The following is a 23568-nucleotide window of genomic DNA, read 5'->3' on the forward strand; positions in this document are numbered from 1 at the left end:
GTGTTAAACACTAAGTTAAAATACTGGTCAGCTTGTTTGTTGACAGGTATTCTGTTAACTGGATGTTCGTCTTGGGGTGTATCGCCCTGGGAGCGTGACTTGCTGGCCAAACAGGCAATGGCAATTAACAGCTCTCCAATGGATCAGGCTATTGATGAACATATTTACTTTAGTAAAGAAGCATCAAGTGGTGGTAAAAGTTTTGCCGGAGGAGGCTGCGGATGCAACTAAAAAATAAAAACACCCGGTTAGTTGAAAAGTTGGCGGTAGCGACAGCAACCTTATTGGGAACAAGTGCAGGAGCGCAAAATGCTGAAGAAGACTGGCAGTTTGTCGGGACCATGTTGGCTTACTCCGAGCCAGATCGAGTGTCAGCATTAGAGATGATTTTAACTGCAGAAAAATCTTACGATGATACGGCTAAGCTAGCATATAAAGTGGTCTTTGATTCGTTAACTGGTGCTTCGGCTAATGGCGCGATTGAACAGGACCAAGTACAAACTTTTACTCGTCCATCGGGTAACGGTCAGTATTCGATTAGTGCGCTTGACACACCCTTAGATGATACTTTTAAAGATACTCGTGTACAATTTAATGTGAGCTGGAGCGATACTTTTTCACAAGATTATTTATATACGGTTGGTACGAATATTTCAAAAGAGTACGACTATATTTCTTTGGCGGTTAATGGTGAAATTGCCAGGAATTTTAATCAAAAAAATACCACTCTTTCTGCGGGGCTTTCTTTTGCCAGCGATAGTATCGAACCTGAAGGCGGGCGACCACTGGCATTTTCATCTATGGTAATTGATCAAGGGCAATTTGCCGATGATGCCTCTTATCGCGCAGCATTTGATACGACTCGAATTGATGGTGATGGTAGTGTTGATACTGCAGAATTGTTATTCGGATGGACGCAAGTAATTGATCGTCATTCTATTATGCAACTTAACGTTGGTTATGCCGATATGAGCGGTTATTTAACTGATCCGTTTAAAGTATTGTCATCAATTGATAGCAATGCGCAAGCACAGGATTATCGCTATGAGAATCGCCCCGATTCGAGAAGTCAATTCTCATTATTTGGTTTATATAAATATCATCTTGATGAATCGGTAATCGACATCTCTTATCGAATGGTTGACGACGATTGGGATATTCAGTCACATACACTTGACTTTAAATGGCATTTATTTGCAGGCGAAAATACTTTTTGGGAGCCTCGAATTCGTTATTATCAACAATCTGCAGCAAATTTTTATATGCCTTATTTAGTTGAAGGTGAAGCGCTTCCTGAATATGCAAGTGCTGATTATCGGTTAGCAGATATGACCGCATTAACGCTCGGCTTAAAATATGGATTTATGATTGGAGAAAACCGTACTGAGGTGCGTCTGGAATATTATCGACAAACACCTGATGGAAACGGTGCTGAGAAAGTTGCTGCAGCCAGCCAGTATGATTTGTATCCCGAAGTTGATGCCTATATATTACAAGCAACCTATTATTTTTAGATAGCATACTATTTCTCTTTAGTTTAACTTCTTTTAGTTAAGCTAAAGAGTAAAATAGAAAATAATTAATTTGAAACATGTCAGCTAGAAGCGAACAATTGAAAAAATTGATTGTAACTAAATGAATTGATTGTAACTTAATAGATTGGAAATCTAGTGTGACTATTGCATATTCAGTCAGTCGTAAGCCGAATCATTCTATAGTCACCTTTCAGGCTATGGCCAGTCCTTGTGAAATTTTACTGGCAACTCATGAGTTATCTGTGATTCAAAGTATTATGCAAACAGTAATACCAATTATTGTTGAGTTTGAAAATAAATACAGTCGCTATCAGCAACATAATCTTTGCTGGCGTTTGAATCATAGCGCAGGGGAAAAAATCGCGATTGACTTAGAAACCTTTCGAATGTTGGAATACGCAAAAAAACTTTATCAGCTAAGTGAAGGGCTATTTGATATTACCTCTGGCATACTTCGGCGCATTTGGCAATTTAAGCCTGGCGCTATGCCACCAGACGACTTAGCGATTAGTCAGACTCTACCACATATTGGCTTTCAAAATATTGAATATGATGAACAGTATTTTACTATGCCTGCCAATATGGAAGTTGATTTTGGCGGGATTGGTAAAGAATATTGTGTTGATAAAGTTTGTGAAAAAATCAAGGTGCTTTGTGAGCAAACGCCTTTAAATTTTTTAGTTAACCTTGGTGGCGATTTGCGTGCGGTGCAAATGCAAAAAAACTTTGAAGGATGGCAAGTAGGGATTGAAGCAAGTAGTGTTAATGATAAGCAGCAACAGCTGATTCGTGTGCAAGATGGTGCAGTCGCCACTAGTGGCTCTACCAAGCGCATGTTTACTTTTAATGATAAAGTTTATGCACATATTTTAAACCCAAAAACCGGTTATCCAATAGAAGGAGCACCTCGTTCTATCACCGTATTAGCTGCAAACTGTTCATTAGCCGGCGGCATGAGTACTTTGGCTCAATTAAAAGGAGAGGAAGCCGAAAATTTTTTAAATCAAACGGGATTACCATTTGTGTGTCGCTGGTAAAACCGGCGGCAATGTTTTCCCTCACACGAGAAAAACTGGTTGTGTGAAGGAAAAGACATAAAGAAAAATTTAAAAATTGCCTAAAAGTAAACCAATGGCATCAAGCGCTGAGTTCAGCGGCGAGAGCCTAACTAACTGGCTAGCGCTATCATTGTAATTAATCCCACAGCGCTGATAACCCAGGTTTTTTGTTTTAACATTGGGGAGCTAATCCCTAAGTAAAAACCTGTTAATAAAATAAAAACTAATCCGAGTGCGACTAATTTTTGGTAATTGCGAAACAGACTGGGTCCGTGTCCTTTATGCAATTCGATAATGTGATAGACAAAGTCAGGCGTATGTCGAGTAACTTCAAGCTGATCCCCTTGTTGCTCGAATACATAAAAGGGCTTTGATGTAGGACGAGTAAAGTAGCGATTGCCTCCACCTTTAATATAATCAAACTCATAGTCGATAGTGTTTCGTTGGAAAAACTGCTGTACCTGACTTTCGATATTATCAGCTTTGATATCAAACTGAGTATCGACTTGACTATAGACAACTTCTTTTTCTGTTCCGCCTTTAATATCTAATAGGTAAAGTCCGCCTGATACGGCAATCACGAGAATAACCGGAGAAAAAAAAGCAGCTAAATATAAATGAATACTAATGAGTAATTTTCTTGACATAAGTAGTAACCTGACAAAAGTAAAAGTTCTATTCTATTTTTTGCAATCTAATCGTTGTTGATGCTCAATAACCACGCTTTATGAGGAGGCAACTGATAACCTTATCGATTTAAGGCTCTCAGCATGCCGCATTCACCGCAAATTAACATTGATTCTTATCAAAAATAACCGCCAATACAATAGTGATTATGCGATATTTGGTTTGAAATATTAAAACAGATGAAAGGGGAGAGTAAATAGTTTTAAATTTACAAAGATTTAACAGATTCAAAGTGATTTTCTTTTATAATCGGTTGATCGTCCATGAAATTTAAGTCACCTTAGTGTCGAATTGGTCTATTTAACCCGTTTTACAGGGTTAAGGCGTTAGTGTTTGCGTGGGTCTGGCTAAAAAGGCGAGGTTGTATTCAATAGTTATATCCAATAGTTGTATTTAAAAAATACACTAATTGTTAGGGTTCGGCTGTGATTTCATAGTGCCAATGTATCTAAAAAATTAACAATATTCAGGAAGCTATCGTGTTAAATTCAAATATGCTGCGTTATTTCTTAACCTTTATATTGCTGAGTCTATTGCTCAGTGTCTTAATAAGTTGCTCTGTTCAACATAAAAACGCATCAGAACTACAGCTAGAATCTCCGTTGGAGTCTCAATCCGAATTTAGCGTTTCTAAGCCTGACGTTGATATTATGCAGGCTAAAAAGAACTCAAAGAGTTTTGATACTGATTCTGCAAAAGTAGCCGTTACTAATGTTTATCAGGATATCAACATCAATTATGCGCGATTAGAGCTTTCTTTCTCTCAGCCAATGAATCGTTTGTCTCCTGAAAAAATTCAATACTCAGTTAAGCCTGATGCAACCTGCTTGTGGAGCTGGAGCGATAAACAACACTTAATTTGCGAACTGAATCAACAGGCAGGTTACCAAGCCGCAACGAGCTACCAATTAACCCTGCAAAATGCTCTACAGAGCCAAACTGGAATTGCCCTGACACCCTTTGAGTTTCAGTTTGAATCCCCTCGACCCCAAATTCGGTCGATTTCCACCGACTGGTTATCACCAACGTCGCCAGAAATAACGGCTTATTTTAATCTACCTATTCGCGCTAAAACTTTAGAAAACAAGTTGTTTTTAATTAAGGGACAACAACGAATATCTTTAATGGTATTTCCTAATCGCTCGACTAAAACAAATAAAGGAAGAGAGAGCAGTTTGCAAGAAAGAGATGATATCTGGATTCTCAAGCCGAGAAAAAAGCTAGAAGCCGACTCAAGTTATCAATTATTACAAACTGCCGGTATCTACGCGAGTGTTGGTAATCTCGCGTCGAAAGAGCAGATTTCAACCGAGCGTTATTCTGAAATTAAAACTTATGGTGATTTTAAATTAGTACAACGTCATTGCTGGGTTAATGGCAACCAACACCAAATTTGTTGGCCTAATCAGCAGATATTTTACGAGTTTTCGGTACCTTTTAGCACTGAACCATTAGAACAATGTCATCGAGAATTTGCACAAGCTAATATTCACTTAGTGACAAATAATCAAATATCGCGACAACTTAAATTAATAGGTACCGTACCACAAATGAAGCAACCGGTTCCATGTCTCGATAAGCTGGTCGATATATTCGGACGCCCCTTGAGAGGCGAAAGTAAAATACTGCTAGAAACTCGTGACTTTCAACCCGAACATCAATTTAATTATTATCAGGACATTATACCTATTAATGAACCGCTTATTGCTGATTACTGGTCGATGAATGTTGCGAAGGCCAAGCTTACTTACCAAGCATTTTCGACCAATGAAAAATTACAATCCGAGAGAGTGTCGCAAGAGATTCTATTAAAAGCGGATAAAAATCAACGTTTAAAAACCAATATCTTTTCCTACGCTGGCGATGAGTATGTCAATTTGACAGGGTATATCGAAGCGGAAGATCTCCCAGAACAATCATTTAATATTCAAAAGAGCCGGTATAATGTTATTACTCAAATTACACCTGAATCGTTACTTATTTTTATTAGTGATATTTATACTAATCAGCCGATAAAAAACTTAAAACTGACCGTTGATTTTCAAGGTTCTTATCAGGTAAAAACCGATGATTCTGGTGTGGCTATCGTGCCATTAAGTCAAGTTGAAAATTTTCAAAAACGATATTCCAGATATGATAATACTATCGATTTAACTTTCGATAACGGAGAAAATCTTCGACTGAATTATGATTTTAATGTACACCTTGAAAAAAATGAGCCGATTAATATTGATTATCGTCATACAAATATTCATGACGATAATGCACAAAAAACAGATGGTCAATCGGTCATTTGGGGGATAACCGATAAGCCTATTTATCGTCCGGGTGAGCAAGTGCAATTTGCCGGTTTATTACGCAAGATTGATGGCGTTAATACTCAACTTGTAAAGCATCACCTACCAACTGAGATGGTTGTGCTTAATGAGTATGAATACTGTAATAAAAATGATTGTGACAATATATATCAAAATAAAAAGGTTAATTTTGATGAGTTTGGTCGTTTTTCGGGGCAGTTTACTATTCCTCAGGAAGCGAAAAATGGTGTCTATTATATTAAATTGCTTGATAAAAATACCGGACAAACTCACTCGTATAACAGCTTTTTAAAATTTACTATTGGCCAGTTTAAAGCACAAACGATTGAAGTGAAAAACATGCCACAAGTGCCTGAAATATTAACCGATGAAAGTTTTTCAGTGAAAAGTCAGGTTAATTATTATGCTGGTGGGGCTTATATTAATGCGCCTGTTTTGCTGAGTTATGCGCTTGAAAGTAAAGCCTTTAATGAATTGGTAAAACAATTTCAAGATTATATTTTTACGCCTAATATAACCAGTGAGAAAGTTGTACCTGAGTTTCGAGATTATCAAATTCAAGCGGGAGCGACAGATAAAAAAGGGGAGGTGATTACTCAGTTATCTCTACCTGCGGAGCCTGTAAACTTTGCCCAGTTAGCCATTCGTGCTGGGGTAAAAACCGACTCAGGAGAAATGCATTACAGCCGTGATAGTCAAGTAGTCTTTTCTCGTAAGCCTTATTATGTTGGCATTAAACAAATGGACTGGTGGTTAAATGCCAACCAACCAATTAATTTGCAAGCAAAAGTTGTCAATTTATCGGGCGAAGAAAAAAATAATATTCGTATTCATTATTTTTGGCAAAAAACGGTTGGCTTATGGGAGCACAATCGATTTGACAGTGATGCAGAAGAAGAGCCGGTGGTTCCAATTCAATGTTCGAATCATAATTTGCAGGCAAAGCAACTCACTAATGATTTTAATCGCTGTTTGTTTACGCCACAAAAAACCGGTTATTACCATTTTATTGCGCAAATTATCTATCCTGACGGCTCAACTCAACGTTCAGCTTCAACCCACTATTTGTATCAAGATGATCAACCGGGAGATGAGCAAATTAAACTTCAGGCGTCGGTGGATACACTGGCAATTGGTGAAACGCTCAAGTTTAAATTACAGCATGGCTATCAAAGCGCATCGGCTTTAATTCTTATTCATCGTCAACGACTATTGGATTATCAATGGGTTTCTTTAAAACCGGGTGTGAATGACTTATCGATTAAAATTAAAGAGTCGTATGCGCCTGGTTTTGACATGAGTATTTTTGTGAACTATGGCGATTTAACAGAAATTCATTTTGATAATTCGAGTAAGTTGGTTAAAGCGGTGCAACAACGTTTTGATGTTACACCGCCGAAAATTAAACCCATAGTCGAACTGACATTATCGCAATCAAAATTAAAACCAGGTGAAACGCTCGATGTTAAATTAAAGAATCAAAGTAAAAAAAGCGCAGCGGTAATTCTAGCTGTCATCGATGAAAGTTTGCTCAATCAGATGCCGAATAACCGATATTATCAGCTTAATGATCAGGTGATGGATCCCGCTGCACTCGATTGGCAGCAGCCTGCACACCAGTCACTGGTGAAACAGTTGAATTATGCTAAACATCAAGAGAAGGAATTGATGCGCCAAACTTATGATGGAGGGCTTTATGACAGTGAACAAAAGGTTGTTATCACCGGTAGTCGATTAGCGCGGCCTGAAGCACCGCTAGTAATGGAGGTAAAGCTTAAAGATCGCGTTGCCAAGAATCGGGGACCAATAGGTGCTGGTAAACAATCGGCAAGTTTGACAATTCGCGAACTGCTGCGCGAGTCAGCCTATTGGAATTCATCGATTATTGTAACTGCGAAACGGACACAATCACTGCGTATTAAAATGCCGGATAATCTCACTCGTTGGAAAGTTATTGCGATTTCCAGTGATTTGACTGGGCAATTATATGTTGATGATGACTCAATTCAATCACAACTGGATTTACAAGTTTATGCTCAGGCACCTCAACAAGTGACGGTAGGTGACCAAGTAACATTGACCGCAGAAATGGTGAGCTTGAAAAAGTTACCACAAGTTTCAATGAGCTCACAAGTTGCGACTGATAGAAAAACACTCGCTAATGCTGCAACGGCTCTAACTGAGAGCGAATTGATTGCTAACCAATCATCGGTATTTAAAAATATTCAACAAGGTGAGCGTTATTCGGTAAAAGCGGAATTTAACGTGCCTGATAGTGATGCTCTTTTCTGGTTAAGCAAAGCTGAGGCATTTGAGGCGGGCCAAGATGTTTCTGATGCGCTATTACAAAAAGTACCGATCTATTCGACGCATTTAAAACGTCATGTCTCATATTATTCAGTATTGCCTGAGGATACTCAGCTTAATATGAATAAGCCTGATAACTATGCCAGCGAGCAAGCCAGTTTACAATGGAATTTATCGGGTAGTGTGATCAATCAATTAACGGGAACATTTGATTACATGCGCGACTATCCTCATCAGTGTTGGGAACAAAAGTTGAGTCGAGCGATTGTGGCAGCAATTGAATTGAAAGCTGGTGCTAAAACTTATTCTACGCAACTTACTGGGCAAATTAATGATGCCATTGAGTCAATGAAAAAATTTCAGGCAGAAAATGGTGGTATGGCTTTTTGGAAAAATTCAAATGAATTTGTCAGTCCATTTTTATCAATTTATACTTATCAGTATTATGCGCGTCTAGAGCAGCCGAAACAACATTTTAATCCGCAACAAATAGATAAGTTAAAACGCTACTTGATTGGATTGCTTGATGATAGTCAGGTTGATATTTTTCAAAAAATACAAGTGCTCAACGCGCTAAGCCAGTATGCCGAAAATAGCCGAGTGATTGAAAATTATTATCCTAAATTATTAAAATCCATTAACGAAAAGTCGCCACAATTACTTAGCGAACTGTTATCTATTGCCAATAACTCACCGAAATTTAAGGCAGATGCTGCCGATTATGAAAGTCAGCTATTAGCATTATCTCGCACAACCAATAAAAAGCGATTGTTTGTTAGTGAGTTTGAAATGCCTTGGTATTTTTATGATTTTGATGCAAAAAAATATTGTACTGCGATTGGCAGTCTGACAAAAAATCAGACAGACAAAAAAACAGTTTATCAATTTGTTAATGCGGCTTTTGAAAGGCGCCGTGATTTAAAAGGCGACTTTGGAAACACCATCACTAATGCTTTGTGTGCCATTGCAATTAGTGATTATGTTCAGCAGTATGAAGGCGCGAATCAGTCTACCGAAGCTCAGGTTGTGCTAAATGATGAGCGATTAAAATTGTCAGCAGACCAACCGCAACGGTCGGTCAATATCTCATTAGACCAGCCGTTAAATACTCAATTTGAATCTTCTGTTGATGGTTCGGGGTATCTGACAACAACTTTAACTTACTTTTATGATGCGATGACTTCTCCGGTAGTCGCCAATGGGTTTGCATTATCTCGCCAGTATTTGAAGTATGAATTGAATGATAGTAATCAGGTGAGCTGGCAAAATGTAAATTCTGATAATCTGCAAGTGGGTGATATTGTGAAAGTCAGGTTAAAGGTAAATAATCCGCTTGCTCGTCGCAATGTGGCTTTGAGTGATGTGCTACCGGGGGGCTTTTTCGCGTTAGATGAGCAATTGACGGCACAAACTGCACATGCGGTTGCTAATGATGTCCTGCAAAATAGCTGGTTTTATGAAAAGCAACTTTCTGCACGTTATGCTCGCTTTTATGCAGATTACTTACCGGCGGGGGATTACACCATTGAATATCTGATTAAGGTGACGCACAAGGGAAAATTTGCGGCGTTATCTGCAAAAATTGAAGAAATGTATGATGATGATGTTTTTGCAACGTCTAAAGCAACTCAAATCGTTGTTCACTAAAGGTTGAGCAGCTTATTGAAACGGCTGATTAAAATTTTTATCAAGATTTTGCTGATTTTGGATCTTTTATCAGTCGTTGAAATAAAAACTTGAACAAGTGTTTAAATTTTTATTTGAATTCGGAATATAAACAAAATAAAAACGAATTTTGATTCTAAAAATATAATAATTATTAAGAGAGTCTACTTGAATATTTGAGATTTTCAGCAACAAAGCGTATAGTGCGCGCTAATTTTTTTATTGGGTTTTAACCTCAATTGAATGTTTTCCGGAGCGACCATGTTTGTTGACCGTTATTTTGAATCATCGGCGAATGGCATTAATATTTCAAAAGTGCAAGGCAGTGACTTTGCTAAAATTATTGCTGGTGACTTCAATCCATTACACGATATTGATAACACGCGCTTTTGTGTTCCTGGTGATTTGCTATTTGCCGTTGTGTTGCGTCAATGTGGTGTCAGTCAATCGATGAGTTTTCATTTTAAAGAAATGCTTGGTGGCGATGTTGGTCTACAAATACATCAGACAGAGCAACAGATTCAAGTTATCGGGGAAAATGATAAAAACTATTTAAATGCTGATATCAGTGGTGACTCTACCCAAAATGGAGCTTTTGTTGAAACGCTAATCCATAACTATGTGGCATTTTCAGGTGAAACTTTTCCCAATATTTTAGTCCGTTTGATGAAAAATGAAGGCGTTATGATTAATGTCGAAAAGCCTATGGTTATTTATGAAAATATGCAGCTGACTTTTAGTCGATTTACAACTGCCGGACCCGATGTTGTGCTTAAAGAGCATTATTTGGAAGTGAACGGTAAAAGAGGTAAGGTCATTATGCAGTTTGATCTCAATGTCGATGGTGAAACGATTGGGCAAGGAAAAAAACAAATATTACTGAGTGGATTGCGCCCATTTGAGCAAGATAAAATTGATTGGTTGGTTGATTTTTATGCAAACCGCAAAAGTAATTACCTAAAAGAGCACGCTGCTAAAGAGTAATTACTTTTTGATTTATTGAGAGAAAAGACCTGACTTGCCTTGATTTTATCTAAATTAGTGCTGATTTATCCAAGGCAAGCCTAAAATCCCGCACTTTTAGGACTTTGTTGGCATTTATCATTTGCTTTATTGAGTAAAAAATCCTACATTATCAGTCAGATAGAATAATATTAAAGATTTTTATCACGGATAATTGCGGGTATTTTAATATGACAGCCAAGGTTATTTCTATTGCACAGGCTAAAGGGGGCGTCGGCAAAAGCACTATGTGTGCTAATTTGGCGGTGACTTTTTCACAGTCTTCTAAAGTATTAATGATAGATTGCGATCCGCCTCAAAATTCACTGTCTGCCTGGTTTTCAATCCGTAGTAATTTGTATGAAGAAACCGGTTTATCTTTGGTTCAAGCTGGAGATTATACCCAACTAATTGATTTAATTGAGAAAAATAAATCCTCTTATGATTTTATTTTGATTGATGGTGCCCCTCATGTTAATCCAGTAGTACGTGCCATGTTGTTACTGTCTAATCTCGTGATTGTTCCTCTTGCGCCATCATCGGTTGAAATCTGGTCGTTTAATACCTTTGAAGCCTTGATCCATGAGGCCGAAAAGCTCAATAAAGCACTCAAAACTAAAATTTGCTGGAACCGGGTAAGACGGCGGGTTAAGTCTTCAGAAGAGATTATTCAAGCTACTGCTAAAGACTCAAAGTTAACAGCCCTTAAAAATCAATTAACCTTTCGTGTTGCCTATATGGACTCTTTTGCTGAAGGGTGCAGTGTTTATGAGTGGACCGATCCAATTGCCAGCGCCGAAGTGTGGTCGCTTAGCTCAGCAATTAAACGAATTATCAATAAAGCTGAAGTCGTTAAGCTTTCAAAATCAGCCGCAGTGCAAAATTTTATTAAGCAGGGTATCTAATTGGATGAGTGCTGCCGAGCATTAGCTGCGTGGTATATTCTTGCGTCTTTGCCAAGTGATAAAGCCACTAATTGCCAATAATATTAAGATAATTGCCGTTATATCGTTTACCAGTTTGCCTGACAAATTAAACAAACGTCCACTATGTAAATCCTGAACAAATTGGAGCAATGTAATTTGTCGGCTCATATAGTCGGCTTGTAAGTTTGCGAACTGGGTCATTGTTAAGCTGATTGAGGTTTGCGCTGAGCCAACCTGGCCAGTCGCCTCAGTATTCGCAAGTCGGTCATGCTGTGGGCTATTGGCGTTTGATAGCGCTTGAGTGAGTTGTTCAGAGGTTTTTGAATCTAGTATATCCCAAGTAAATTTATCCCAGTCAAAAAGGTAACTGCGCGCCTCAATTTGAACAATGACTTGATTGCGCCAAATTAAAACCTTATCTGCCGGTGCGCCCAACTCATCTTGAAAGTTTAAGTTGTCTACCAATTGATGCGATGAATTTAACCAAAACATTTGATTAAAGGTAATAATGACTTGGTAATCACCGGTGGAGAGGATACCCGCTAAAGCAGACTCAGATTTAAAAGCGTAACTTTCATTTAAATAAATGAAATCGTCTAACTGACAGGCTGTTGTTTGCTGATGTTTAAAGCACTGGTAGCTAGCCGGCGGTTTTACGCCATATTGATCTAGCAGCCAACTTTGGCTTAAATAATGCTGATGCAGGTTAAAATATTCAAAATGATTTAATAAAATGCCGGTTATTGCTAAATTGAAAATAAATAGCGAAGCTAAAAAGCCAAATCTACGATGCCATTTTCGGAATATGCTTTTACGCTTTTTTTGTTTTTGTAATTTAGTTGCTGCAGTCATTGATTAACTAATTGAGCCAGCATTAAGGCCGCCCGGGCCACTTTTTTCATTGCAGTTACCGACATAGTGGCACCTGTAATCCCATCGATTGATTGATTGAGTCGACCCGCATTGTTTAAACTAACATTACTGAATTGATCGGTGAATGCCTGCATTCGAATTTCGCCACCTCGGCTCTCACGAAAGGCTAAAACTTTTATTTGGGCAATTTTGTTTTGATCAACTTTAATAGCAAATGAAATGGGTTTTTCTTTACCTATCTCATCCAAAAACCAAACTGATTCGTTTGCTTTTTGCCAATATCGAATTCTTAATTTAGGGTAGGGGTGATCAAAAATAGCTGTAAGCTTTTCTTGTATATTTTCGTCCAACCAAAGTACTTTGGCTGTAGGTTCGTTGTCTGGGTTGGTGTCGGGAAAAGCAATATTTAAAAAGTCACTTTGCGTCATATAGGTTTTTGCTGAGGCAGCACATGTTGTGCACATAACCAAAATGCAGACAGACAGATTAATAAATTTGCGGAGTTTTTTCACTTTTATATTAATAACTTACTTACAGTTAATGATAATAAATTACCGAGTTTGATTAAGCATTTGACACGATTAAATACTGAATTAGTATTGAGTGCCGACTTATCGCTTGATGCTTATTTCAATTAAATCACATAAGGCAAGCCCAAAAGCTCGCCTTACAGATAAACGTCTTACAGTTTATAATACCTGAGTGATAACAGGTAGTGATTTTTACTTAGATTTAGATTTTGATTACACTAATTAAAATTGATAACCTACGCCTAAGTTGAAACCACTGCCATCTTGCGCACCCGTTCGGTTTTCAATATCGAACTTGAACACAACATTCTCATGTGGCCAGTAGTTCACACCCATGTTGCTTTGGCGCATTTCAGTATCAGCCGCATCGCCTGCATTATTGTCCCAAACGTTATATCTGGCGAAAAATCCATAGTTTTCATTCAGCTTATAGCTAGGCTCAATGTAGTAACCGGTTTGTTCATCTCGGCCCAATGCTTTGGCTTCTTCGCTATCGATATCCCAAGTCGCATATAATGCTCTTAAACCAAAAGGTCCGGTATTATAAATAGCATGTGCAGTAAACAATGTTGCACCAGCACCCAACTCACCTTGGGTAACATCGTCTTGTACCTGAACGGATGCCGCCAATTCTAACCCAGGAATTGCGGTATATTTTAAACGAGCGGTGTAAGCAAGACTATCGGCATCTGCTTTGGCTACTTTTTGACGACCATCGCGGATTAAAAAGGATTTACTACCATCAGTCGGGACACTTAAGCCTGAATGCAACGCAAAGTCAGCTCTTAAGCCATCAACAAATTCGGTACTGTATGCTGCACCAGCTTCCCACCAGGTTGCAGGAATGATATTTTTTTCAATTGGATTACGCTCAACACCGTAAAACGTTGGCGGCTCATGCGTTTCGTTTAAGATGCCAACAGGTACTAGAAATAAACCCGCTTTTAACTGACTTTTGTCGCTTAAGTCTATTTCAACATACGCTTGCTCAAGTTCAACTTCACCAGGCTTACCATCACCAGCTAATGAATGTTCGATTTCTAATTCAGAGAAAAAACGAATGTCTTTGGTGAATTCATGTCCAAAAAATAGAACAAATCGATGGAAATCAATTGCTTCGTTATCTTCTATATCATTGTAGTGTAGTTCACCATAACCACCGATTGTTGATTTTGAACCATCAACACTACTCATGCTTTGCTCGACAGCGTTAATGCTGGCTTCTGCTTTTTTATCTGCTTCTTGAGCTTTTTTCTGGCTTTTGTCGACCTTTTTCTCTAAAGATTCAATTTTAGCCTGTTGTTCCTTGATTAATTCAAGTAGTTCTTTGGTTGTTGGTTCTGCTGCCATTACGGTTGAAGAGGCAAGAAGAGCGGCAATAGCCGAAAGTCTGAATTTCATTTTTTTTCCCAAAAAAGTCATTTAACAATTATTTATTTGTGGTTATGGCGCGGACTATACGCAAATACGTTTATTAATGCAAATCATTATCGTTAGTAGATGTGGTTAATTTTGATTTAGATCAAATAGTGGTGAAGTCATTAAATTGACACATTTAATCAATTTATGCGCTGATTTATTAAAAACATGAAAATTAACTTCGAATTCAATGGAATTCTTAACATATAGAAACAATTTTGCTATTCGAGTAAAAATATGAAGACTTATAATGGAAGCGCAAACGAAGCATCAATTGAACCACATCAATTGAACCATGAGTGTTCAAATTTTATGATGTAGATAAGACATAAATTAAAAGTACTAGGGCAGGTTATTTCAGTGATAAAAGCAATTATAATCGGTGTTGTCTCAAGCAGTCTGGTGACTGTTTTACCGAACGCTTATGGGGCAAAAACATCTTTTTCTGGTGAGCAACTGTTCGCCGCACAATCTTCTGGCAGTCACTCTGCTAAACAGCCAATGATTATTGCCAGTCCTAACGACGAAAGAGAATATCGGGCAATTAAATTAGAAAATCAAATAGAGATTATACTGGTCTCCGATCCCAGTGTCGATAAATCGGCCGCCTCATTAAGTGTCGGGGTGGGTTTATTACATGATCCGATGAGTCAGCAAGGAATGGCCCATTATTTAGAGCACATGTTGTTTTTGGGAACGGAAAGATTCCCCGAGGCAAATGGCTATAGTGAATTTATGGCGAAAAATGGCGGCAACTCTAATGCTTACACCTGGCTTGAAATCACCAACTACATGTTTGAAATTAAAAATGATGCTTATGCTGAAGCGCTTGATCGCTTTGCTGACTTTTTCAAATCACCCAAGCTGTATAAAGAATATTCGGAAAAAGAAAAAAGCGCTGTGAATGCTGAATGGTCAATGCGTCGAGAGCTTGATTTTTTTGGCCAATTTAAATTGAATCGTTCTATGATGGGAAGTCATCCTGCTAATCGGTTTTTAATTGGTAATTTAGAAACACTGGGAGATAAAAAAGAAAGCGAACTACATGCCACGATGGTAGATTTTTATAATCGTTACTATTCGGCCAATATTATGAAAGTGGCTTTAGTGAGCAATCAGCCTTTAGCAACCATGGAAAAAATGGCAAAGCAATATTTTTCAGATATTAAAAATAAAAATATTGATAAGCCATCTGTCGAACATCAACTTAACTTTAAAAAGTTAGGCAAAAAGCGAATTCACTATGTGCCTAACGAAGATGTTAAACAAATGATTATCGACTTTACCATAGAGAACAATCAACAAAAATATCGGCAAAAACCCAACCGTTTTTTAAGTTACCTGATGAGCAGCGAAATGCCAGGAACACCCGCATCAGTATTAAAAAAAGCAGGATTGATTTCACAGTTAAATGTCAGCATTACTCCTGATATGTATGGCAATTATGGACAATTTTCTATTGATGTTGACTTAACTAGTGATGGTATGCAACAGCGTGAAAAAATTATCCAGGTAATTATGAATTACATTGATAAAATTAAGCATGAAGGAGTTGATAAAAAATACTTTAAGGAAATTAAAGTTTCGCTAGCCAATCAATTTCAATTTTTAGAAAAAGGCAGTGCATTTGATTATGTATCTCAGCTTAGCGCACAGATGCAACAATATCCAATTCATGAAGTAATCAGCGCACCTTATACGTTTGAAAGTTTTAATGCATCATCAATTCAATCGGTTCTTGAACAACTCACACCTGAACGGTTGCGTATTTGGTATATCAGTCAGCAAGAACCTCATGATCAAAGTATGCATTTTTATAATGGTAAGTATAAGATTGTTGATATTCCTGATAGTGAAATTCAATCTTGGCGTAAACCTTCTTCCTTTGCTTTGAATTTACCTAAAGTTAATAGCTTATTGCCAGAAGGATTCGAAATTAAAACCTCGGGTAAGTCTGCATCAAAACCTGAGCTGGTTCATGATGAAAAGGGGATAAAGGTCTGGCATTTAGCATCGCCAAATTTTCATCACCAACCTAAAGGGAATTTGCGAATTTATATTAACAATCCTGAGCGCTTGAATAATATTGAAGGTCAAATATTACTGGCATTGTGGGCCGATTTATTACAGCTTGAATTAAGTACTTTAACGACAGAAGCATCAATTGCCGGAATGAACTTGAATATTTCGGTACGTAATGGAATGGAGCTGGTTGTGAGTGGTTTTACCGATAAGCAATTAGTGCTTATTGAAAAAGTATTAAAAAAATTGCGTATTAAAGTTGACGATAAAGCTTTTGTACAAGCGGTTGATCGCTTTGTGAGAGAAATACAAAATCAGGAAAAGCAATTTCCCATTTCACAACTTTTTCAATATGTACGCAAGATTGTTACTAGCTCTGGTTATAGTAATGCTCAACTAATCGCGGCAGCAAAATCGATAAAGCCACAAGTATTAGAAGCATTTATTGAAACGGTGTTGATCAACAATCAAATTAGAACATTTGCTTTTGGTAACTATAATCAAAAAGATCTGAGCGCGCTTGTTGCTGCAATTCAGCAGACTTTACCTGAAAAAAGAAAAGTCACTGATTATGCTATTACTAAGATTATAAAACCTGAAACTGGAAAAACTCTGAGCTTTAAGAAGGACTTATTCGTTGCAGATGTTGCCGTTGCTGATTTGTCAATTCATCCGGATCCAAGTGTTCGTCAGGAGGCTCGGGCTGAAGTATTGCAAAATCATTTTGGTACGGTTACCTATGATAAACTAAGAACAGAGGAGCAGTTAGCTTATGCAGTATCGGGTATTGCCACTAAAATTCGACAATATTCTGCTTTAGGTGTAGTGATTCAAACACCGGTTAAAGATGCCGAAGCCATGCAGCAGCGTATTGATGCGTTCAAAAATGAATATGCAGCAAAGCTGGCTAAAATGACAGACGCTGAATTTGCCGAAATTAAAAACAGTACATTGGTTGAATTGAAAGAAAAACCTAAAAACCTGAACGAAGAACAAAGCTTGTTTTTGAATGATTGGTATTATGAAGAATGGAGCTTTGATTCACGTCAAAAGTTAATTGCCGAAGTAGAAAAAGTCACGCTTGCTGATATCAAGCAATTCTATGCTGAAACTTTAGGCAGTGACAATGCGTTTCGAATTAACATTCAGTTACGAGGAGCTAAATTCAAAGATAAACCCTTTGCGACAATTAAAGATGAAAAAGTTATCGATGATTTAGTTAATTTTCATGAAAGTGCTCAATACCAATAAATTTGATTATAATAAGCGCGAACTTAATTATTCAGAGACCAATTAGTTTTGTTAGTAGGCCGGATTATCTGGCCTTTTTTTGAGTGCTTGAATGATAAAACGGACTGGATGAATCGCCTGTGCTAATGGCTGTGATAGAGGAGATAATTCTTGACTAATTAATTGTGTGATATGTTTGCTGGCAATTAAACCAAGTGTCAGACCATGAGAGCCATAAGCCGTATTTAACCATAACCCAGGAATGTTATAGTGAGACAAATCGGTTCTGCGAATACGCTTTTGTCCTAAACCTTGAAAATCATGGCGTAATTTTTTTGGGTCGATAACACCGCCCACCAAAGGCAGCCTATCATGAGTATGTAATCGATATCCTACTTTTCCGTCTAGTGGATATTGCGAAAAGGTTTCTATGTTGGGAAAATATTGGCCAATTGACTCAAAAAGTGAAGCAGTATTTTTTAATAAAGTGTGTTGCGTTGTTATTTGTAATTGGTCGTCAATAAAATTTTCAAATGAAGAACCAATCAACACTTGCTGATTGCGCATTGGAACAAAATAATTTTTTTCACATATGACTTGTTGATGCGTTTGGCTTAATCGAGCATTCTTGAATAAACAGGTTTGGCCGCGTGATATGTGTGTATCCTCAAAGGCATTTTCAAAAGCAAAATCAATTACAGACTGGTGATTAACGCCACCGCAATAAATGATATGATCATAGTGCTTTTGAAATATTTCAGTAGCATTGTTGTTTGCTGTCAGTACCCATTGATGGTTGGCTTGTTGAACTGAAGCTACATCATGAGCCAGTAAAATATTGAGTTTTTGTGATTGGCACTTGTTAATCAATAACTGACAGAATGCGGTCATATTAATTGCGGCGGCATGTGGAAATACTATTGCTCTTGTCTCTGAGTTGTCGATTGAAGGGGGTAACCAATGAGTTAATTCGAGTTGTTTACTTAATTGACATAACTGAGCTTGTTGGTGTGCTGTTTCAACGTAACGTTTTACGCCTTGCTGAACAATAATCGATTGTTTTTCTTCTGGGCTCAGTTGTTGTAAAAACTGGAGCATTGTTAAATAACCAAGCCAACTGAGTTGACTGCCAAAATTCATGTCGAGTGTTAATTGCGGGTGGAAAATACCAGCCGCCGCACCAGATGCTTGCTGAGCCAGTTGTTGTTTGGCTTCCAGCAGGTCAACAGTGTAACCTTGTCGAGTTAAGTAGTAGGCTGTAGCGCATCCGGCAATACCTCCGCCAATAATCGCAATAGATTGGCTGGTATCGGCTCTTTGCATATTTTTTTGTGTAAACCAGGGACGTTCATATTTTAAATTAATGTAGGGCGCCTTTGTGTTGAGTGTGGCTGGAAGTGTATGAAACGTTGCCGTTAACATTTCACGTTTACGTCCAAAACCTTTTCTTTTTTTAAGGATAAAACCAACATCAATGAGCGGCTTTTTTACTTGAGCCGCAACGCTAAAAGTTGCCAAGCGTGTGCCGGAGATTGAGAGCTTTGCGATTGATTCAAAAACAGATTGTTGCCACATACTCTGGTTTTTACTGGGGGCAAAACCATCTAAATACCAGTAGTCGATTTTGAGTAAATGATTGGTCAGTTGTTTTTCTTGTAACAGATCATCAAGGGCATCAGCAACGGGCATAAAAATTAATGTTAAAGTAATTTTTTGTGAGCTAAAAACGATCTGATGCCTTCCATAAGTTAACGATGGGTAATGAGCAATTAAATGATCGGCAATGGTTTTAAATTGCGGCCAGTTTTGTGATATTTGAATAAAGTCTTCGCGCCTTAATGGATGTTTTTCGATAGAAATATAGTGTAATCGAGGACTTTGGACTGCTGAGTCTGAGTGGCTTTTCTGAAATATGTCATTCCAACAGGCTACTGTATTATAAAAGTTTAACCCGCTCCCAAAACCTAATTCGCCAATGATATACTCGTGTTTTTTAATGGGTCGTGATTTTTCAGTTGGTTCATCTTGAATGAATTGCGCTTGTGCCAACCAGTCTTGCGCTAAATTATTCCCTTCGATAAAGACATAATTTGATTCAGCTACACCATCATTGGGTGAGAAGTATATGTCATCGAAAGTATGGCTATAAGGTTGATTATTTTTCCAGATAATTTCGGCAGGTGAAATCGAAGCAAATTTTTGTAAATGAGCACTGGACATAGTCAGATTAATATGAAAATTTTAAAGGGTCGCTTTGCTAATCAGGTTGTGACATTTTAATGTAGTAAATTTTTAATATGGTCATTCTTCAATATGGTTACTCGTTAATGCGAGCAATCTTTAATATGATCACGTTTTTAATGTCGTCATTTTAAATCAAAACGCGCATAACTGATTAGTGATTAAAATTAATTGGTTATGCGCAGATAATCAATGATTCAGTTAACTGCGAACTAAATTTAAAAATTCACTGCGAGTAGCTGGTTTTGAGCGAAAAGCGCCTAGCATGACAGAGGTTGTCATGGTTGAGTTTTGTTTTTCGACGCCTCGCATCATCATACACATGTGCTTGGCTTCAACAATGACGCCAACACCAGCGGCATTAGTCACTTTGCTGATTGCTTCAGCAATTTGCTTGGTCATATTTTCCTGAATTTGTAATCTTCTGCCGAACATATCAACAATTCGAGCTATTTTTGATAGTCCAATAACCTTTCCTGTGGGCAAGTAGGCAACATGACATTTACCAATGAAAGGTAACAAATGATGCTCGCATAATGAATATAACTCAATATTTTTTACAATGACCATTTCATCATTGTCAGATTCAAAAATGGCATTATTAACCACTTCATCCAGTGACTGATGATATCCTCGAGTTAAAAATTGCATCGCTTTAGCCGCGCGTTGTGGCGTGTCTTTTAATCCGTCTCGGTTTAAATCTTCGCCTAGCTCAGATATGATTTGCGCGTAGTAATTGGCTATATTTTCAGTCATTAAAATGCTCTTATCGATTGTCGTTGTTTTACTGACCAGCGTTAATTCAGTGTATTAATGTTGAATATGCGATTAAAAATACAAGTAAAAGTATAAGCAAATTTTACGATAACTGCTCACCCATGAATATCGCTTTGCATAAGTACTTGTGTTTACAACAGATTAACACTTCGATTATAGAGATAACTCTGGTTGTTCTCTAATCATTAATGCTGCCAAAAGGCGATATTGTATCGCTTAACGGCAATTTAGCCAATCATTATCCTATGGCTAACCAAATACCTACCGCTATCATCAGTGTGCCCGATAGACGATTAACCAGGCGAACATTATTGGGATTAACCAATAACAACTGAAGGGTCCTACCACCAGAAGCATAAAGTGTTAAAAAGATGAATTCGGTTAGTAAGATAATGATAACCAACACAATTAATTGTGAGCGAAGTGGCAATTCGGGATTAATAAATGGTGGTAATAATGAAAGCATAAATGCCCAACCTTTTGGGTTGGCAACCGCAGTGATGAAACCTTGTATCATCAGTTGATAATTACTAATTGCTGCTGGCTGTTTAGCATCGAGATTAATCGCCATTTTACCTTTGCTACGCCACAGCTGTACGCCCAAATAAGCTAAATAAGCGCCACCTAAATATTTGACTACTTCAAATAGTTGAGGGTATTTAAGCATAAATCCGGCAACCCCGATGACGGATAAGATAGAAACCAGTGCCACACCCGCCAGTTCCCCCCACATCATCCAAAAAGTTCGTTTTATGCCAATAGTCATGCCAAGTGTCAAAGCGAGAGTCATGCACATACCCGGCGTTGAAGAGACCAGTGCAAATGTTGGTATAAATAGGGTCAATAGGGTGTAATCGATTAGCATTTTCTTTAACTGGGCGTTACTAAAATTAAGCGCGGTAATTTTTAATGAAGTCACTTTAACTTAACTGCCAAATAATGAAAAGTTAAACAATTTGGCAGAAACTGAAAATGTTGAATAAAAGCATTTGGTTAATTTTGTCAAATTGATATGTGATAATTTGGTATTGGCGTTTCAGATCTTGAATCGCTGACGAAGAGGCAAGTTTTTACTGTAGCTTTTAAATTTTCAATAGGTTAGTCATCGATGGTTACACCAATTCTTATATTGATTTTGTTAGTATTACCGCTGCTGATTGCTTTTATTGGCGCGCGTTCAAAACAAGCTCCCGTTAATGTCTGTCTGTATGCTTGTCGAGGATTAGCAATGACCTTTTTCTTCTTTGCAGTTGGACATTTTGTAAAAACTGATGGCATGGTTGTGATGATGCCAGAATGGGTACCTTATCGATATTTTTGGGTTTATGTCACTGGTGTGTTAGAAGTCTTAATTGGTTTTGGACTTTTGCTCAAGCGCTATCAGTTGCTCGCCAGCAGGTTCGCTATTGCCATTTTTATTAGTTTTTTCCCGGTTAATATTTATGCTGCGTGGCATGGCTTCGGTTTAGGTGGCCATCAATGGGGGCTCGTATACTTATGGATTCGTGCACCATTACAATTAATTTTGATCGGTTGGGCTTATTTTTTGTGTATTAAACCGCTCATAGGCCGAACACAATAAACCTTCTGCTTCAAAAAACCATAAAAAATATTTATTTTTAAATGCAACTCGAATGCGATCCTGTTTGCTAGAATAGAGAGTTCTAGCGTGGATCATTGGGTTAAATTGAGGATAAATGGATTATCATTTGTTAAATGTGACGAAGTCACTTATTCTCTTTCGCCTAATTGAATCAAGAATATTTCCTATAAAGCGGGGTGAAATTGGCTCAACGATTAAATCTTGTCGCAGATGAAGATATGCCTCATGTGCACGAATGGTTTTCACCTGTTGCCGACATCACTTTATTACCCGGCAGACAAATTAATGCTGAACACTTGATCGGTAAAGATGCACTACTATGCCGCTCAGTCACTCAGGTAAATGCCGAGCTTTTACAAAAAAGCAGTATTCAGTTTGTAGGCTCTGCCACGATAGGTGTGGATCATCTGCAAACCGACTGGCTTGATCAACAGCAAATTGGATGGGCAAATGCCGCAGGATGTAATGCCGCCGCGGTGGCACAATATATACTCAGTGGTATCAGTGTCTGGTTATTAAGACAAAACCGCCAGTTAGATGATATTTCAGTAGGGATTGTCGGGGCGGGTAATGTAGGGACTTGTCTTGCAAATTTTTTAGATATATTAAAAGTTCCTTATTATTTTTATGATCCGCCACTAGTCGAGCAGGGAGATCCGCGACAATTTGTTGATTTTAAAAAAATTCTAAGTTGTGATGTGATAACCCTACATGTGCCATTGACACAAACTAATAAGCATAAGACTTTTCATTTATTCAACGAATTCGTCTTGCAACAATTAACGCCCGAACAACTATTGATTAACGCCTCGAGAGGTGCGGTAATTGATGGTGAAGCGCTTACAAAGTATTTATCTCTTGCACATCACGCGCAGGTAATTTTAGATGTTTTTGAACATGAACCGAATGTAAGTGACAAGCTGGTAAATCAGTGTTTGTTGGCGACTCCACATATTGCTGGACATACGCTAGAAGGAAAGTCTCGCGGTAGCTGGATGATTTATCAAGCATTCTGCCGTCACTTCAATCTTGATATATTGGCCGACCAGTCTCTGTCACAAGTTTTACCTGAGAAAAACGCTTTATTACTCGATACAATTGATGATATTCGCCATGGCTTATTAAACCTATATGATGTTCGGACCGATCACCAAAAACTGCTAAATTACTCGGGGAGTTTGGCGGAACACTTTGATGAGTTACGAAAAAATTATGCAAGATATCATCGCCTCTTACCGCGCAGAGACTATGACGGTTGGCAAACTATTGCGAATAAGGTGAATAGCTTAGAACAGGCTGATTTGGCAAAAACACCATCTGATCTTAATCATGCTCAGTTGTTGTTAAGCTTATTAATCGATCAGTAATAACCAAT

The 23568-nt window shown here is 37.9% G+C and carries 16 protein-coding genes; 9 read left to right on the forward strand and 7 right to left on the reverse strand.

Annotated features, from left to right (window positions below):
- The 3 genes from ABVT42_RS03205 to ABVT42_RS03215 all read left to right on the forward strand — a co-directional run bounded on the left by ABVT42_RS03205 (nucleotide 1) and on the right by ABVT42_RS03215 (nucleotide 2572).
- Entirely contained in the window at nucleotides 1–231 is a 231-nt protein-coding gene (locus ABVT42_RS03205; RefSeq protein WP_353873663.1) for a DUF4266 domain-containing protein, read from the forward strand.
- A complete protein-coding gene (locus ABVT42_RS03210; protein ID WP_353873664.1) occupies nucleotides 222–1514 on the forward strand; it encodes a DUF3570 domain-containing protein in 1293 nt (430 codons plus the stop codon). Before ABVT42_RS03205 ends, ABVT42_RS03210 begins: the two co-directional genes overlap by 10 nt.
- Before the next feature lie 158 nt (nucleotides 1515–1672).
- A complete protein-coding gene (locus tag ABVT42_RS03215) occupies nucleotides 1673–2572 on the forward strand; it encodes an FAD:protein FMN transferase (RefSeq protein ID WP_353873665.1) in 900 nt (299 codons plus the stop codon).
- A gap of 131 nt (nucleotides 2573–2703) precedes the next feature.
- Here the strand turns inward: ABVT42_RS03215 and ABVT42_RS03220 are convergent, their stop codons facing one another.
- Entirely contained in the window at nucleotides 2704–3240 is a 537-nt protein-coding gene (locus ABVT42_RS03220) for a PepSY domain-containing protein (protein WP_353873666.1), read from the reverse strand.
- A gap of 519 nt (nucleotides 3241–3759) precedes the next feature.
- On the opposite strand from ABVT42_RS03220, the gene ABVT42_RS03225 reads away from it, so the two are divergent.
- From ABVT42_RS03225 to ABVT42_RS03235, 3 genes are all read left to right on the forward strand, one after another.
- Entirely contained in the window at nucleotides 3760–9552 is a 5793-nt protein-coding gene (locus ABVT42_RS03225) for an alpha-2-macroglobulin family protein (RefSeq protein ID WP_353873667.1), read from the forward strand.
- A 279-nt stretch (nucleotides 9553–9831) separates the two neighbouring features.
- Entirely contained in the window at nucleotides 9832–10554 is a 723-nt protein-coding gene (locus tag ABVT42_RS03230) for a DUF3581 family protein (RefSeq protein WP_353873668.1), read from the forward strand.
- 209 nt (nucleotides 10555–10763) lie between these two features.
- On the forward strand, nucleotides 10764–11477 hold the full coding sequence (locus ABVT42_RS03235) for an AAA family ATPase (RefSeq protein WP_353873669.1): 714 nt from the start codon (nucleotides 10764–10766) through the stop codon (nucleotides 11475–11477).
- A 21-nt stretch (nucleotides 11478–11498) separates the two neighbouring features.
- Here ABVT42_RS03235 and ABVT42_RS03240 read toward each other — a convergent pair whose 3' ends face one another.
- The 3 genes from ABVT42_RS03240 to ABVT42_RS03250 form a co-directional block, all read right to left on the reverse strand.
- Nucleotides 11499–12350: a PepSY domain-containing protein gene (locus tag ABVT42_RS03240; RefSeq protein WP_353873670.1), complete on the reverse strand. Its 852-nt coding sequence runs from the start codon at nucleotides 12348–12350 to the stop codon at nucleotides 11499–11501.
- A complete protein-coding gene (locus tag ABVT42_RS03245) occupies nucleotides 12347–12835 on the reverse strand; it encodes an FMN-binding protein (RefSeq protein ID WP_353873671.1) in 489 nt (162 codons plus the stop codon). Before ABVT42_RS03245 ends, ABVT42_RS03240 begins: the two co-directional genes overlap by 4 nt.
- Before the next feature lie 288 nt (nucleotides 12836–13123).
- Nucleotides 13124–14302, reverse strand: a complete 1179-nt coding sequence (locus ABVT42_RS03250; protein WP_353873672.1) for a porin — start codon at nucleotides 14300–14302, stop codon at nucleotides 13124–13126.
- 378 nt (nucleotides 14303–14680) lie between these two features.
- Between ABVT42_RS03250 and ABVT42_RS03255 the strand changes: the two genes are divergently transcribed.
- Nucleotides 14681–17593, forward strand: coding sequence for an insulinase family protein (locus tag ABVT42_RS03255; RefSeq protein ID WP_353873673.1), 2913 nt, complete (start codon nucleotides 14681–14683; stop codon nucleotides 17591–17593).
- 51 nt (nucleotides 17594–17644) lie between these two features.
- On the opposite strand, the gene mnmC1 is transcribed toward ABVT42_RS03255, so the two are convergent.
- The 3 genes from mnmC1 to ABVT42_RS03270 form a co-directional block, all read right to left on the reverse strand.
- Nucleotides 17645–19792, reverse strand: coding sequence for an FAD-dependent 5-carboxymethylaminomethyl-2-thiouridine(34) oxidoreductase MnmC1 (gene mnmC1, locus ABVT42_RS03260; protein ID WP_353873674.1), 2148 nt, complete (start codon nucleotides 19790–19792; stop codon nucleotides 17645–17647).
- Nucleotides 19793–20014: 222 nt separating this feature from the next.
- A complete protein-coding gene (gene folE / locus ABVT42_RS03265; protein WP_353873675.1) occupies nucleotides 20015–20569 on the reverse strand; it encodes a GTP cyclohydrolase I FolE in 555 nt (184 codons plus the stop codon).
- A gap of 259 nt (nucleotides 20570–20828) precedes the next feature.
- Complete coding sequence (locus tag ABVT42_RS03270; protein WP_353873676.1) at nucleotides 20829–21509, reverse strand: LysE family translocator; 681 nt, start codon at nucleotides 21507–21509, stop codon at nucleotides 20829–20831.
- 189 nt (nucleotides 21510–21698) lie between these two features.
- Here ABVT42_RS03270 and ABVT42_RS03275 point away from each other — a divergent pair, with 189 nt between their 5' ends.
- A complete protein-coding gene (locus ABVT42_RS03275; RefSeq protein ID WP_353873677.1) occupies nucleotides 21699–22172 on the forward strand; it encodes a DoxX family protein in 474 nt (157 codons plus the stop codon).
- Between the two features lie 203 nt (nucleotides 22173–22375).
- Nucleotides 22376–23560, forward strand: a complete 1185-nt coding sequence (locus tag ABVT42_RS03280; RefSeq protein WP_353873678.1) for a 4-phosphoerythronate dehydrogenase — start codon at nucleotides 22376–22378, stop codon at nucleotides 23558–23560.
- The last annotated feature ends 8 nt before the right edge of the window (nucleotides 23561–23568 follow it).

This window comes from Aliikangiella maris, assembly GCF_040719265.1.
GTDB classification, from domain to species: Bacteria; Pseudomonadota; Gammaproteobacteria; order Enterobacterales; family Kangiellaceae; genus Aliikangiella; species Aliikangiella maris.